Source organism: Bacillus cereus group sp. MG9 (assembly GCF_040459995.1).
GTDB classification, from domain to species: Bacteria; Bacillota; Bacilli; order Bacillales; family Bacillaceae_G; genus Bacillus_A; species Bacillus_A mycoides.
In genome coordinates this window covers 4,240,229-4,254,950 of the sequence record NZ_JARVHC010000001.1, presented here as the reverse complement: position 1 = coordinate 4,254,950, position 14,722 = coordinate 4,240,229, and the positions used below count along the sequence as shown (strand labels likewise).

Genomic DNA, 14,722 nt, shown 5'->3' with positions numbered 1-14,722 from the left:
TGTTGGTAGAGGGGGTTTGTATGAGCAAGAAGCAGAAAAAGAACCAGACAAAGAAAAAAACCCACGTTCCCTTTCGGTTAAACGTGTTGTTTTTTTGCGTGTTTTTAATGTTCTCCGCGGTTATTGTAAGGCTTGGATACGTACAAATTGTTCGTGGTGAGGAATATAAAAATGAAGTTGAGAAAAAAGAAAATTCAACGATAAGCAATCCTGTACCACGCGGGAAAATATTTGATCGTAATGGAGAAGCGGTCGTAGATAATGAGCCTATTCGTACAATTACATTTACAAAAATGAAGGGATCAACTGCAGCAGATCGCTTAGAAACGGCGAAAAAGTTAGCAGATTTAATTGAAGTCCCAACAGATAAGTTAACAGATCGCGATAAGAAAGATTATTGGCTTGCTTTACATAAAGAAGAAGCAGAAGCAAAAATCACAAAAAAAGATCGTGAAGATTTTAAAGCGAATAAAATTGAAGATAAAGAACTAGATGAACGTCAACGAAATCGTGTAACAGAAGAAGAGATTAATCAATTGTCAGCAAAAGATTTAGAAATATTGGCGATCAAAAGCAAGATGGAAAGCGGATATGCAATGACGCCGCAAATCGTTAAAAAAGGTGCAACAGAAGAAGAATACGCGATTATTAGTGAAAATTTAGCGAAATTACCAGGCGTAGATACAAATGTTGACTGGGAGCGAAAATATAAGTATGACGATATGTTCCGAAGTGTACTTGGTGGTGTAACTTCTTCTGATGAAGGGTTACCGAGAGAAAGATTAGATTACTATCTTGTTCGTGATTATAATCGTAATGATCGCGTAGGAAAAAGTTACCTTGAGCAACAATATGAAGATAGCCTACACGGTACAAAAGCTGAAGTAAGAAATGTTACAGATAAAGAGGGTAATATTTTAGAAACTATTAATGTGTCACAAGGACAACGAGGTAACGATCTAAATTTAACGATCGATATGAAATTACAAAAGCGCGTAGAAGAAATTCTTACAAAAAACTTAATGAGATTTAAAGGGAGCGAGCCTCTTTTAGACCGTGCATTCGTTGTAATGATGAACCCGAAAAATGGTGAAGTTTTATCTATGGCGGGGAAACAATTAGTGAATAAAGACGGGGAAACGAAAGTAGATGATTTTGCATTAGGAACGATGACAAGTTCTTATCCGATGGGTTCAACTGTAAAAGGTGCGACAGTACTTACGGGATATCAAACTGGTGCGATTCAACCTGGAGCTGTACAGTATGATGAACCGATTAAATTAAAAGGGACACCTACGAAGTCATCTTGGAAAACGATGGGGTATATTAATGACCTGACAGCGTTAAAAATGTCTTCTAACGTTTATATGTTTAAAACAGCGATGAATATCGCTGGGGTTCCATATGTACGAGGCGGTACGTTAGATATTCCGAAAAGTGCGTTCGATACTATGCGTTACTATTTTGGTCAGTTTGGACTTGGTGTGAAAACAGGAATTGATTTGCCAAATGAAACTGCTGGTCAAATAGGTAAAGGAAATCAACCAGGTTTCTTATTAGATTTATCAATCGGGCAGTATGATACGTATACACCGCTTCAATTAGCGCAATATATTTCGACGATTGCAAATGGTGGATATCGTATGCAACCCCAAGTTGTAAAGGAAATTCGTCAGCCATCGGCGAAGCCAGAGGAAGTTGGAAAAGTTGTTCAATCCATGGAACCGAAAGTATTAAATCGTGTTGATATGCCTGAATCACAAATTAAACGTGTTCAAGAAGGATTTAGACAAGTGTTTAACGATACAGGTGGTACAGCTACAAAATACTTTGCAGGTGCACCATATAAAGCCGCTGGGAAAACAGGTACAGCTCAAACTGTGTATGGCGGAGATAAAGAGATTGGTAGAAATGCAAAGGGTGAGCGTATTGAAACATATAACTTAACATTAGTAGGTTATGCGCCACTTGAAGATCCAGAAGTAGCATTTTCTGTTGTTGTGCCATGGGTACATGATGATAAAACAGGGATTAATGGATATATCAGTCGTGAAATAATGGACGCTTACTTTGATTTGAAAAAACAAGCATTAACTGGTGAAGCTCCGCAAGATGAAAAAGTGAAAAAAAATAAAAATCAAGATGATGAATAAAAAAGTTGTAAAAAAAGCACACTATCTGAAAAGATAGTGTGCTTTTTTTTATGCCTTACGCATATGGTTTAGTAAATGTGGACAAGCATAAAATATTGAAAAAACATGTAGTTTCAAAAACGATGAACACAACAAGATTAGTGCATACGCTCTAAGTTTGTTGTGTGTGATAGGCGATAGCAGTTTTATCCCGCGTTTGAGGGCGGTAAAACTCCCACCTCAAAATTCAGCTGGAGCAAAGAAGTTAGGTGGGAGCCCTGCTGCCCGTAAACGCCCGATTGGTGAGGGCTAATAATCAGTGGGGGGATGAACAAAACCCCCACTGATTAAAGTTTCGCTTTATGGATGATTAGAAAATTTCCTGCATCTAAAGTACAAAAGTGAAAATAAAGTTTGTGTATACAGTTGTTTTTGTGGGACTTTACAAAACTTTTACAAATAATTAAAACCGAATTAATAGTTTAGCAGTATTCTTATATCTGTAATCCTGTTATTTCCGGTTACTTCTAGGAGGAAGAACACGTGAAATGGATGAGCGCATCGATTAAAGTTTTGACATTATCGACATGTTTCCTTTGTTTTAATATGTCTACTGCATTCGCTACAAATGAAATGGGAGAAGTGAGAGTTGATGGATCCTCAACGGTTTTCCCCATTATAGAGGCAGTAGCAGAGGAATATACAAAGGCCCATCCAAACGTGAAAATTTCTATTAGTATTTCTGGGACAGGGGGAGGATTTAATCGTTTCAGTAAAGGAGAAGTAGATATAAACAATGCTTCGAGATTGATGAAACCGGTAGAAGAAAATGCAATGCAGAAAAAATCCATTCAATTTACACCATTTGAGGTTGCTTATGACGGTCTAACGATTGTTGTGAATCGTCAAAATACGTGGGTAAACAATATGACGATAGACGAGTTACGTCTATTATGGAGTGAAAATGGAAGATTGAAACGATGGTCACAAATTCATTCATCATGGCCTCGTGAACAAGTTAAATTTTATGCGCCAGGCGTAGACTCTGGTACTTATGATTATTTCCAAAATGTTGTCTTACAAAATAATCGCCTTGTAAAAACGGTTTCTTTGTCTGAAGACGATCAAGTTATTATGCAAGGGGTAATGAATGATAAAAATGCCATTGCTTTTGTAGGATATGCTTATTATATGGCCAATCGAGATAAGGTAAAAGCAATACAGGTGGATGGTGTATTTCCAACGAAAGAGACCATTCAGTCGGGTACGTATAAGCCATTATCTAGGCCGCTATTTACGTATGTGAATCATGCATCTATCAGAAATAAAATTAATGTAGCAAATTATGTTGAGTTTATGATTAAGCATGTTGGAAGCCTTGCTGAAGAGGTCGGATATGTAAAATTACCAAAAGAAAAATATAATGAACAGCTGCGAATGTTAACAGAAATAAAAAGGTAATGTCAGGGTGGAAAGGGGTTTTCATCTGTGGCTCATAATGACAAAAGTCAAATTACATTTTCTGTACAACATTTGATTGAGAGAAATACAAATAGAAGAAAAAAAACGCAGCGAATCAATCGAATTGTTCCGTTAATACTAAAAGCCATTGCTAGCGTGTCCATTGTAACGACACTTGGAATTATTATTACGTTGGCAAATGAAACAATCATGTTTTTTCAAAAGATATCATTGTATTCTTTTTTGACAGAAAAGGAATGGTTACCTTTTTTTGAAGATCCAAAATTCGGTATATTACCACTTATATGTGGAACAATCCTTGTAACAGCAATTGCCATGTTCGTAGCAATTCCTATTGGTTTAGGTTGTGCCGTGTTTTTAAGCGAATACGCTTCGAATGGCGCTCGGAAAATATTAAAACCGTTGTTAGAGCTACTAGCAGGCATCCCGACAATTGTATATGGTTTTTTCGCGTTAACAGTTGTCACACCACTTTTACAACGGATTATACCAGATTTACAGTTTTTTAATGCTATTAGTCCAGGTATTGTTATAGGGTTTATGATGATACCGACGATTGCGTCTCTCTCTGAAGATGCTATGAGAGCTGTAGAAAAAGGAATTAAAGAAGCCTCATTAGCGCTAGGAGCAACTCGTTTTGAGATGGTAAAACAAGTGGTGTTTCCATCGGCTTTTACGGGCATAATGGCAGCGATTATATTAGCAGCTTCCAGGGCAATTGGTGAAACGATGATTGTTGTTATTGCTGCTGGATCAACACCTAATGTATCAATAGATCCGACTCATTCTATTCAAACATTAACAGCTTATATTGTACAAGTGAGTTTAGGTGATGCTCCGCACGGAACGATTACTTATTACAGCATGTATGCTGTAGGTGCAACGTTATTTATGTTTACTTTTATTATGAATATCATTTCGCAATATATTATGCGCCGTTTTAGGAGGGTGACATAATATGCGAATGTTAAACCATAAAAGAATACAAGAAAATATGGCATCGCGTTTTTTAAAGGATCGGATTTACAAGTGTTTGTTTTATATAGCAATTTTGTTTTCAGTAGTAATACTTTTTATATTGCTTTTTCAAATTTTTGAAAAAGGTATAAGTTATCTTTCAATAGATTTCTTTACAAACTTCGCCTCACGTAATCCGAGAGAAGCTGGGATTGTAGCTGCTTTGTCAGGAACAATACTATTTATGAGCATTGTTATACCGGTCTCTTTTATATTTGGAGTCGGAACAGCTCTTTATTTAGAGCATTATGCGAAGGAGTCCGTTTTTAAAAAGTTAATTGAATTAAATAATCAAACATTAGCAGGGGTACCTTCCGTTGTGTTTGGTTTACTCGGGTTAACTATTTTCGTATACGCTCTCCATTTAGGAGAGAGCATAATTGCAGCGGCACTGACGATGAGTTTACTCGTCTTACCAACTGTTGTTGTAGCTAGTCAAGAAGCGATTCGAACTGTGCCGAGCTCATTACTAGAGGCTTCTTACGGATTAGGTGCTACGAAGTGGCAAACGATGTATCAAATTGTATTGCCAGTAGCTTTACCAGGGATTGTAACGGGATGTACGTTAGCGGTATCGAGAGCAATTGGTGAGGCAGCACCATTATTAGTCATTGGGGCTCTTGCCTTTGCAAATTATGTTCCGTTCAGTATGTTTGATAGATTTACGGTTTTACCAATTCAAATTTTTAATTGGATGAGTAGACCACAAGAAGAATTTCAGTATGTAGCAGCAGCTGGGATGATTGTTTTGTTAGGGTTGCTGCTCTTTATAAATATATTTGTCTTATGGTTACGAAATCGAAAATAAGTTGGAAGTGGATGAAAGGGGAATTCAAATGGTAGCAACAGTAGTAAATGTACAGGTGAAAAACGAGAAAAAGATTGAGACAGCACCAAAAAAAGTGGTATTTGATACGAAAAATTTAAATTTATGGTACGGAGAAGACCACGCTTTAAAAGATATCAACTTAAGTATTCATGAGAATGAAGTAACAGCGATTATCGGTCCAAGTGGTTGTGGTAAATCAACGTACTTAAAAACACTAAATCGTATGGTAGAGTTAGTGCCTATCGTTCGAACTACGGGCGTTATCGAATATAGAGAACGAAACATATTCGAAAAGTCATATCCGGTTGAAGAATTACGTACGCATGTGGGTATGGTATTCCAAAAGCCAAATCCATTCCCAAAATCTATTTATGAAAATGTAGCATATGGCCCGAAAATCCATGGTGTTCGTGACAAAAAAACACTTGATGAAATTGTTGAAAAGAGCTTGCGCGGAGCAGCGATTTGGGATGAGTTAAAAGATCGTTTGCACGATAACGCATATGGTTTATCAGGTGGACAGCAACAGCGCCTATGTATTGCACGCTGCTTAGCGATTGAGCCAGACGTAATTTTAATGGATGAACCAACATCGGCGCTAGATCCAATTTCAACATCAAAAGTAGAAGAGCTAATTCAGGAGTTAAAGAAAGACTTTAGTATTGTTATCGTGACGCACAACATGCAACAAGCAGCACGTATTTCAGATAAAACTGCTTTCTTCTTAAGTGGAGAAGTTGTGGAATATACAGATACGAACAAATTATTTACAACACCTGCAGATAAGCGTACAGAAGACTACATTACAGGACGATTTGGTTGATATCGCTAGCAAGGCTAAGAGTAAATACCCTCTTAACAGAGGGTAACTAACTGTTACGATTTATTTAACCAATTATAACCAAAGTTAATTAAATATATCAGTAAGCCCTGCTAGTCAAGTGATTGGCTAGTAGTGAGGGTTAACTGCGGGCAATCCCTAAAGCTGATTGAACTACAACGTGGCTAGAAATGGTGAGCGTGAATGTTGCGAAAGTAGAAAAAATCAATCAGATGATTAAGGAGTTGACTTCTGATGATATTGGCGAAGAAAGTCAGACTGATTCCAACGCCTGAACAAGAAAAAGTGCTTAGAAATCATGCTGGAGCTTCAAGATTCGCTTATAACTATTGTAAAAGAATGAGTGATAGATACTATAAGCTATTTGGAAAATCTGTTTCACAGTTAGATTTACAGAAACGATTTACAAAGATCAAGAAGCGAAAGAGATATGAGTGGTTAAATGAAATCAACGCACAAGTTCCCAAACAGGCTTCAAAAGATTTTGATAAGGCGAGAAGAAATTCGTTCAAAAAGTACAAAAATGGTTATCACACTTCTTATAAATCCAAAAAAGATTTAATTCAAGGATTTTATGCCAATTATGAAAGACTGATTATAGGAAAGAAAGTAGTTGATATTCAGTCTATTGGAGAAGTGAAAACAAGCCAACAACTACCAAGAAACAAAAAATCATCAAATCCAAGAGTTACATTTGATGGTCGTCACTGGTGGATTAGTGTAGGGTTCCAGGAAGACTTTGAATCACAAGAACTAACCAATGAGTCGATTGGTGTGGATGTTGGTTTAAAAGAGCTGTTTGTAGCTTCTAATGGTACGAAAGAACGAAATATAAACAAAGATGCTAAGGTTAAAAAACTTTTGAAAAGGAAAAAGTCAGCGCAAAGAGATATGTCTAGGAGATTTAAAAAAGGTGTAAAAATTCAATCTGCCGGATATGAAAAAGCTAAAACTGAGCACCTTCGGTTATCTAGGAAAATTACGAATATCCGAAATAACCATATCCATCAATCAACAGCTAAATTGGTGAAAACCAAACCAATGAGGATTGTTGTGGAAGACTTACCTATCTCAAACCTGTTAAAAAACAAAAAACTATCGAAAGCATTTTCATTTCAAAAATTAAACTTCTTCTTTCAATGTTTATCATACAAGTGTGAGAAGTACGGCATTGAATATGTAAAAGCTGATAAATGGTTCGCTTCCAGCAAGATTTGCTCATGTTGCGGAGTTAAATACGACCATTCAGTTCAATCAGAAGGACAGTGGAGTTTAAAGATTCGTGAATGGGACTGTGTTCAATGCAATAGCCATCACGATAGGGATTTGAATGCTTCGATAAATTTATCAAGATGGGTAAAATAAATGCTTGATAATATGAGGTAACGATACTGCCTCGTGTGGAGTGTTATACCCCTCATCCCTTCGGGGTTGCGAGAACACTTTGAAGCACTAACTTGTGTGAATTTGATTGAATTGTATAGATTTAGTTAAGTTTATCGTATCGGCATTTCTCACTTTCACCTCATTCTAATAGGGGAGTAATATTTCTCTTTTCTCAAGGCGTAATAAACATACAAGAGGCGGGGTAGGGGATTTATCCCGCTATTTGCCGGGCAGTAAAACTCCCACCTCAAAATTTGGATGGAGCAAAGAAGCTAGGTGGGAGTCGGGCTGCCCGTAAACGCCCGATTGGTGAAGGCTAATAATCAGTGGGAGATGAACAAAACCCCCACTGATTAAAGTTTCACTTTATATATAATGGCACATAATATTGAGGGGGAAGAAATGATGGTAAGAGAACAGTTTCAATGTGATTTAAAAACGTTACAGCAAAAGGTGATCGAGCTTGGTGAGTTAGCAAGTGGAGCTTTATTGATTGCTATGGAAGGTCTTCACAACAGGGATGTAGAGAAAGCGTTAGAAGTCATTGATGGAGATTATCGCATGGATAATTTAGAAGAGGAAATAAATGACCTTGCGCTTATGCTTATTACAAAGCAGCAGCCTGTAGCAAGTGATTTAAGAAGAATTTTCATTTCAATTAAAACAGCGACAGATTTAGAACGTATTGCAGACCATGCTGTTAATATTGCGAAATCAACAATTCGTCTTGGTGAAAAAGAAGTGGTTGTTAGTTTACATAATATTGAGGAAATGTTTGAGATTGCTCATAAGATGTTAAATTTAGCATTAGAAGCATATGAGCAAGAAAATTTAACTTTTGCTAAACAAATTGCTGAAATGGATGATTCAGTTGATGAAATTTATGGGAAGGCGATTCGTGAATTTATTTCATCTATCCCTGGACAACCAGAAGCGATTACACAAATTACACAACTATCCTTTGTTGCAAGATATATTGAGCGTGTAGCAGACCATGTTACAAATATTGCCGAGAATGTATTTTATGTAGTAAAAGGAAAGCATTATTTATTGAATGAGTAGGGGGAAAAGTAGGTGATGAGAAATCACCTGCTTTTTTTAGTCAAAACATGACAAAAAAAGCTCATTGTTTCCTTTAGTCTATGATGATAAGATGTATCATAATTAATGGAAAAATAAGTACATATATGTTAGTTACGTCTTATTAATTATTTTACCAAGTTAATGGTAAGCGCTTTCTTTTTTGGTGGGAGTTAAAAGGTACATTTATTTATAAAGTGAGGCTTTAATTAGTGGGGCTGTCTCTCGCTGATTGTTAGATCGTACCAAACCGGACTTTTACTGCAGTTAATGTGGGGTAAATGATATACGGAGTTCTTGAACATTATATAAGTGGAGGCTGAAGTATATGAAGGGGGTTATTTTAGCTGGAGGAAAAGGGAGACGCCTTAGACCATTAACATGTAATACTCCAAAACCGATGTTACCATTGTTAGAAAAACCAGTTCTTGAATATAATATTGAATTATTACGTCAGCATGGTATTCGTGAAATTGCAATTACAGTTCAATATATGAGTACCGCTATTAAGCAATACTTTGGTGATGGTAGTAAGTGGGGAGTTAACTTGTATTATTTTGAAGATTCTCCTCCGCTTGGAACAGCAGGGAGTATTAAGCAAGCGGAAAGTTTTTTAGATGAAACATTTGTTGTTATTAGTGGGGATGCACTAACTGACTTTCAATTATCAGAAGGAATTGCATTTCATGAACAGAAGAAGAGAATGGTAACGATGTTTGTGAAAGAAGTAGAAAACCCACTCTCATTTGGCTTAGTTGTAATGAATAAAGAACAAGAAATTATACGATATATAGAAAAGCCGAGCTGGAATGAGGTAGTTTCTAATATTGTGAATACAGGTATTTATATAATGGAGCCAGAAATCTTTTCTTACATACCATCCATGGGATTTTCGGATTTCAGTCATGATGTGTTTCCTTTATTGGCAAATAAAAATGCTTTATTTGCATATTTATCAGAAGACTATTGGCTAGATATTGGTACATTTGATCAATATCGGCAAGCTCAATTCGATTTATTGACGAAAAAATTGAAGGTGCCTATTCCATATACAGAAGTATTACCGATGGTGTGGATGGGAGAAGGTGTAACGATAGGAAAAGGGACGAAAATTCATGGCCCTTCTTTTATTGGAGAAGGAGCAATGATTGGTGCAGGGGCTGTAATTGAACCGTACTCTATTATCGGGAAAAATAGTATCGTTTCAAGTTATTCTCATCTTCAAAAAAGCATCATTTTTGCAAACTCTCATATAGGAAAAAATTGTGAGTTGTTAGAAACAACAATAGGAGATCATACAATGGTCGAAGATGATGTTACACTTTTTCAAAAAAGTATTGTAGCGGATCATTGTCATATAGGGAAAAGTACAGTAATTAAGCAAAAAGGAAAAATATGGCCATATAAGGAGATAGATAGTCATTCGATAGTAGGTTCTGCCGGTGTTAAAGAGAGTGAAAAGAGTGCAGGATGGTTACAAAAAAGCCGGATTGTAGGAAGGGGTAATGTTGAAATTACTCCTCAATTTATTGTGAAAGTTGCAATGGCTTATGGATCTCTTTTTGCTAAAGGAGAGAGTATATTGATTGGAAGTCAGGAAAATATAGAAACAACTTCCTTTAAAAATTTATTCCTCCATGCCATTCATGGCAGCGGGATTCATACGATGGAATGTAAAGAAATGAATGAGTCGCTTTTTCAGTATGCCATTCATAATTTGCAATGTGCAGGTGGAGTTTTCGTTCAAGTAGAAAGCGAAAGAGGGATTGTTATACAACTGTATGGCAAGGAGGGCTCGTTTTTAACGTATAAGCAGCAAAAAGCGATAGAACAAGTATATATGTCTGAGTCTTTTTATTACGCTTCTGAGAAAGAAATGGGGCGAAATAAGCTAGTTCACGTTTCTGTAAATAATTATGTAGAAGCTGTGTTAGAGCGTATTGATATTGAAACGATACAAAAACAGAAGTTTCATCTTCTTATTAATAAGAGAAATGATATGTTACAACATTTACTTATGATCTTTCTACAAAGGCTTGGATGCACAGTTACATGGATTTACGCGAGTGAACAAAAAGATCATGTGAAAGCTCTGATGAAATCGAGTAAAGCAAATATGGCGCTTATGTTTTCTGAACACGGAAATCGCTTCGAATTATATGACACTCACAGTAATATTTACCAAGGAACTGATTTTGAAGAAGTAGATATTCCAGATTTATTACTCGAATCAGCAGATAATGTTTACCCAATGTCTTTGAAATTAGGGGAATGTTATCTCCTCTTTTATATGCATAACGAAAAAAACTCTTTTCAATTAAGATGGAAACGAGATATTTTATATCGAATTGGAAAATTATTCGAATTAATAGCGTTGCAAGGAAAAACATTACTTAGCATAGCAGAGCAATCACCGCCACTGTATCTACTTTATGATGAAGTTGTATGTTCATGGAAGGAAAAAGGGAAAGTAATGAGGAAATTATTGGCCGATATGGAAAGAAAAGAAGAAGGTATATTTGAAGGGATACAGTTCAAATATACCGAAAAAGAGTGGTCTTATATCGTTTCTGATACAAAACAACCAAAAATTTTGGTGTATTCACATGCTAGAAACCCAGTAATAGCAAGGGAAAATATGAAAAATCTTATAGAAAAAATTAGACAATATCAAAAGGTGTAGAATTTTTATTTTAAAAGTGGTATTATAGTATAGTCTGATTTAAGTTATTAGTGACTGGAGGGAAATAAGAATGCGTGTGAATATTACTCTAGCATGTACAGAATGCGGAGATCGTAACTATATCTCAAAGAAAAATAAACGTAACAACGCTGAGCGTATCGAGCTTAAAAAGTATTGCAAGCGTGACAAGAAGTCTACGTTACACCGTGAAACAAAGTAAGCAGTAGGAATATTTTCCTACTGTTTCTTTTTTTTATGCGATTCCTACGTAAAAGTGATACACTATCTTCGTAGAGTAAAGTGTCACTGCAAGGGGGAAAAGTGTGTGAAAGAAGAGAAAATACGTTTACGCAAACAAATAATAGAACACATGAATTCTTTATCTGAAGAACAGTATACAACTTTATCGGAACAAATTGCAGTTTCGGTGTATGGACAAAAAGAGTGGGTTGAAGCTAAAACAATTGGAATCACTCTCTCGATGGAGCATGAAGTGAATACATATCCTATTATCGAAAAAGCTTGGGAAGAAGGAAAGAAAATTGTTGTTCCGAAGTGTAATAAAGGGACAAGAACGATGTCTTTTCGACAAATTAGTAATTTAAATCAATTAGAAACAGTATATATGAATTTACGTGAACCGATTCCAGCGCTTACGGAAGAAGTGAATGCGTGTGAAATTGATCTTCTTATCGTGCCGGGAGTAGCTTATACACGCCGAGGAGAACGGATTGGATATGGCGGTGGCTACTATGATCGTTATCTCGTGCACTATAAAGGGAAAACGCTATCATTAGCTTATGATTTTCAAATTGTAAAACATATTCCGGTAGAGCCATTTGATAAAAATGTAGAAAAAATTATTACAGAAAAAGGAACAATGGTTATAAATGGGCTTGTATAGACAAATAAAAATTGACGAGACTTTTTCTTCTTGATTATAATAAAATATGTGAACGTTTTCTTATTATAATTTTTTTATAGTAAGTGAGCATAAAGGGTGATGAAATGATATCCATTTATGATATTCAGCAATTGCTAAAGAAATTTGGCACGATTATTTATACGGGTGATCGAATCGCTGATTTACAATTAATGCAAGATGAATTGCGTGAATTAAATCAATCACAACTAATCGATCCACAAGACTATCAAACAGCTTTATTTTTGTTGAAGCAAGAAATTCAAAAAGAGATAAATAAGAAATAGATAAAGGTAGGTACGTAACATGGAAGAGAAATGGTTAGTTGGTGTTGACCTTGGTGGTACAACGATTAAATTAGCATTTATTAATGTGTACGGTGAAGTTTTACATAAGTGGGAAATCCCTACGAATACAAATGAACAAGGAAAACATATTACACTTGATGTAGCGAAAGCTATTGATAAAAAGTTAGAAGAATTAGGTGAATTAAAAAGTAAGCTAATTGGTATTGGTATGGGAGCTCCTGGTCCTGTACATGTGGCATCTGGAATGATTTATGAAGCGGTTAATTTAGGATGGAAAAACTATCCGTTAAAAGATTTACTAGAAGTAGAAACGGGATTACCTGTTGTTATTGATAATGATGCAAACTTAGCGGCGCTTGGTGAAATGTGGAAAGGTGCTGGTGAAGGAGCAAAAGATTTAATTTGTATGACACTTGGCACTGGTGTTGGTGGTGGTGTTATCGCCAATGGTGAGATTGTACATGGTATAAGCGGTGCTGCTGGTGAGATTGGACATATTACAGTTGTTACAGAGAACGCTTTTCCATGTAATTGCGGGAAGTCGGGTTGTTTAGAAACGGTAGCCTCTGCAACAGGTATTGTACGTGTTGCTATGCAACAAATACAAGAGACAGATAAAGAAAGTGTTTTACGTTCTATGTTAGCAGAAGAAGGGCTTATTACATCAAAAGATGTGTTTGAAGCGCTTGGACAAGGTGACGAACTAGCAGGTGAAGTAGTGGAAAAAGTAGCTTCTTATTTAGGATTAGCTGTAGCGAACCTTGCTAGTACGTTGAACCCAGAGAAAATCGTAATTGGTGGTGGCGTATCTAAAGCTGGAGACGCACTATTAGAGCCAATTCAACGTTATTTCGAGCAATATGCTTTCTCTCGTGCTGTAAAGAGCACAAAGTTAGCAATTGCAATACTTGGTAATGATGCAGGTGTAATTGGAGGAGCGTGGCTTGTAAAAAAGCACAAATACGAGGCGAAGATGATATAAGTTGTGAATAATGAAAAGAGGAAGGGGCCCCCTTCCTCTTTTTATGCAAGATCTTGTTGGAGAATAAAAATGTAAATGGATTAAGCTGGTGGGTACCCATTATATAGAACAGTCATGATTGTAAACCATCCGAAAACAAGTACGGTTGCAATAGCGAAGCCACCCGCGAATAAGTTTTTTTCGCGAAGTGTTCTAAGCGTAGCAAATACAGCTAACAGAGTGACTAGCGTAAAAATAATAACAAGGCCCATACAATATCCTCCTCTGTCTACTCATTCCTTAGAATAAGTTTTTAGAATATTTACTCTTTTATATTGTACATGTTTTAAAAATGATTGTCGAGATAACACGCCTTCTTTTCCTAAGAGAAAGAAATGTTGTATCATTAAAAGTAAATTAAATAACTGGAGGAGATTTTCATATGAAATGGATACAAATGCCTTTAGGCCCATTACAAACAAATGCTTATATTTTAACGAATGATCAAAATGAGTGTATTATTTTTGATCCTGGTCATGAAGGAGAGAAACTTGTTACATATTTACAGGAAGCACAGTTAAAGCCACTTGCGGTTTTATTAACACATGCTCATTTCGATCATATTGGTGCTGTTGATGCCGTGAGAGACGCTTTTCATATTCCGGTATACGTACATAAAGAAGAAGCGAATTGGTTAGGCGATGCAACTGTGAATGGCTCGCAAATTTTTATGATGAACCGCAGTATTACAGCAAAACCAGCAGATCATATTATCGACGAAGAGGGTACATTAACGATCAGTTCTTTTAGTTTTGAAATTTTTGAGACACCAGGACATTCTCCAGGAAGTATCTCTTATTATAGTAAAGCAGCGAATGCTGTATTTTCTGGAGATGTATTGTTCCAAATGAGTATTGGAAGAACGGATTTACCTGGTGGAAGTTTTGCTGAATTAATTGGAAGTATTGAAGAGAAGCTATTTGTATTACCAGATGAAACAGCAGTGCTATGTGGACACGGTCCAGAAACAAGTATTGGATTTGAAAAAGAAAATAATCCATTTTTACAATAAGGAGTCATT

General features: G+C 36.1%; 14 protein-coding genes. 13 read left to right on the top strand and 1 reads right to left on the bottom strand.

What is annotated here, in order from left to right:
* Positions 1-20 precede the first annotated feature (20 nt).
* The 12 genes from QCI77_RS21865 to glcK all read left to right on the top strand — a co-directional run bounded on the left by QCI77_RS21865 (position 21) and on the right by glcK (position 13,662).
* A complete protein-coding gene (locus QCI77_RS21865; RefSeq protein ID WP_353825475.1) occupies positions 21-2,153 on the top strand; it encodes a peptidoglycan D,D-transpeptidase FtsI family protein in 2,133 nt (710 codons plus the stop codon).
* A gap of 522 nt (positions 2,154-2,675) precedes the next feature.
* Positions 2,676-3,593: a PstS family phosphate ABC transporter substrate-binding protein gene (locus QCI77_RS21860; RefSeq protein WP_002138359.1), complete on the top strand. Its 918-nt coding sequence runs from the start codon at positions 2,676-2,678 to the stop codon at positions 3,591-3,593.
* 27 nt (positions 3,594-3,620) lie between these two features.
* Positions 3,621-4,571: a phosphate ABC transporter permease subunit PstC gene (gene pstC, locus QCI77_RS21855; RefSeq protein WP_353825474.1), complete on the top strand. Its 951-nt coding sequence runs from the start codon at positions 3,621-3,623 to the stop codon at positions 4,569-4,571.
* A 1-nt stretch (position 4,572) separates the two neighbouring features.
* Entirely contained in the window at positions 4,573-5,439 is an 867-nt protein-coding gene (gene pstA, locus QCI77_RS21850; protein ID WP_199672704.1) for a phosphate ABC transporter permease PstA, read from the top strand.
* A gap of 28 nt (positions 5,440-5,467) precedes the next feature.
* A complete protein-coding gene (pstB, locus tag QCI77_RS21845; protein ID WP_353825473.1) occupies positions 5,468-6,283 on the top strand; it encodes a phosphate ABC transporter ATP-binding protein in 816 nt (271 codons plus the stop codon).
* Between the two features lie 252 nt (positions 6,284-6,535).
* Positions 6,536-7,666: an RNA-guided endonuclease InsQ/TnpB family protein gene (locus QCI77_RS21840; protein ID WP_353825472.1), complete on the top strand. Its 1,131-nt coding sequence runs from the start codon at positions 6,536-6,538 to the stop codon at positions 7,664-7,666.
* 426 nt (positions 7,667-8,092) lie between these two features.
* Positions 8,093-8,749 carry a phosphate signaling complex protein PhoU gene (gene phoU, locus QCI77_RS21835; protein WP_033728155.1) on the top strand — a complete coding sequence of 219 codons (657 nt, stop codon included), beginning with the start codon at positions 8,093-8,095 and terminating at the stop codon, positions 8,747-8,749.
* Positions 8,750-9,095: 346 nt separating this feature from the next.
* Positions 9,096-11,450: a sugar phosphate nucleotidyltransferase gene (locus QCI77_RS21830; RefSeq protein WP_113769211.1), complete on the top strand. Its 2,355-nt coding sequence runs from the start codon at positions 9,096-9,098 to the stop codon at positions 11,448-11,450.
* 70 nt (positions 11,451-11,520) lie between these two features.
* Positions 11,521-11,670, top strand: a complete 150-nt coding sequence (gene rpmG, locus QCI77_RS21825) for a 50S ribosomal protein L33 (protein ID WP_001265616.1) — start codon at positions 11,521-11,523, stop codon at positions 11,668-11,670.
* A gap of 105 nt (positions 11,671-11,775) precedes the next feature.
* The gene (locus QCI77_RS21820) at positions 11,776-12,354 is read left to right on the top strand and encodes a 5-formyltetrahydrofolate cyclo-ligase (RefSeq protein ID WP_002015142.1); all 579 of its coding nucleotides are present in this window, start codon (positions 11,776-11,778) and stop codon (positions 12,352-12,354) included.
* A gap of 104 nt (positions 12,355-12,458) precedes the next feature.
* On the top strand, positions 12,459-12,659 hold the full coding sequence (locus tag QCI77_RS21815; protein ID WP_002015140.1) for a YqgQ family protein: 201 nt from the start codon (positions 12,459-12,461) through the stop codon (positions 12,657-12,659).
* A 19-nt stretch (positions 12,660-12,678) separates the two neighbouring features.
* A complete protein-coding gene (glcK, locus tag QCI77_RS21810; protein ID WP_353825471.1) occupies positions 12,679-13,662 on the top strand; it encodes a glucokinase in 984 nt (327 codons plus the stop codon).
* Positions 13,663-13,742: 80 nt separating this feature from the next.
* Here the strand turns inward: glcK and QCI77_RS21805 are convergent, their stop codons facing one another.
* Entirely contained in the window at positions 13,743-13,913 is a 171-nt protein-coding gene (locus QCI77_RS21805; RefSeq protein WP_002034036.1) for a DUF2759 domain-containing protein, read from the bottom strand.
* A gap of 170 nt (positions 13,914-14,083) precedes the next feature.
* Here QCI77_RS21805 and QCI77_RS21800 point away from each other — a divergent pair, with 170 nt between their 5' ends.
* Complete coding sequence (locus QCI77_RS21800; protein ID WP_340778288.1) at positions 14,084-14,713, top strand: MBL fold metallo-hydrolase; 630 nt, start codon at positions 14,084-14,086, stop codon at positions 14,711-14,713.
* Positions 14,714-14,722: the final 9 nt, after the last annotated feature.

Bases quoted from the DNA above. Each gene is read 5' to 3' on its own strand.
- QCI77_RS21865 (WP_353825475.1), top strand. From the start codon at position 21: ATGAGCAAGAAGCAGAAAAAGAACCAGACAAAGAAAAAAACCCACGTT.
- pstA (WP_199672704.1), top strand. From the start codon at position 4,573: ATGCGAATGTTAAACCATAAAAGAATACAAGAAAATATGGCATCGCGT.
- pstB (WP_353825473.1), top strand. From the start codon at position 5,468: ATGGTAGCAACAGTAGTAAATGTACAGGTGAAAAACGAGAAAAAGATT.
- QCI77_RS21840 (WP_353825472.1), top strand. From the start codon at position 6,536: ATGATATTGGCGAAGAAAGTCAGACTGATTCCAACGCCTGAACAAGAA.
- phoU (WP_033728155.1), top strand. From the start codon at position 8,093: ATGGTAAGAGAACAGTTTCAATGTGATTTAAAAACGTTACAGCAAAAG.
- QCI77_RS21830 (WP_113769211.1), top strand. From the start codon at position 9,096: ATGAAGGGGGTTATTTTAGCTGGAGGAAAAGGGAGACGCCTTAGACCA.
- rpmG (WP_001265616.1), top strand. From the start codon at position 11,521: ATGCGTGTGAATATTACTCTAGCATGTACAGAATGCGGAGATCGTAAC.
- QCI77_RS21815 (WP_002015140.1), top strand. From the start codon at position 12,459: ATGATATCCATTTATGATATTCAGCAATTGCTAAAGAAATTTGGCACG.
- glcK (WP_353825471.1), top strand. From the start codon at position 12,679: ATGGAAGAGAAATGGTTAGTTGGTGTTGACCTTGGTGGTACAACGATT.
- QCI77_RS21805 (WP_002034036.1), bottom strand. From the start codon at position 13,913: ATGGGCCTTGTTATTATTTTTACGCTAGTCACTCTGTTAGCTGTATTT.
- QCI77_RS21800 (WP_340778288.1), top strand. From the start codon at position 14,084: ATGAAATGGATACAAATGCCTTTAGGCCCATTACAAACAAATGCTTAT.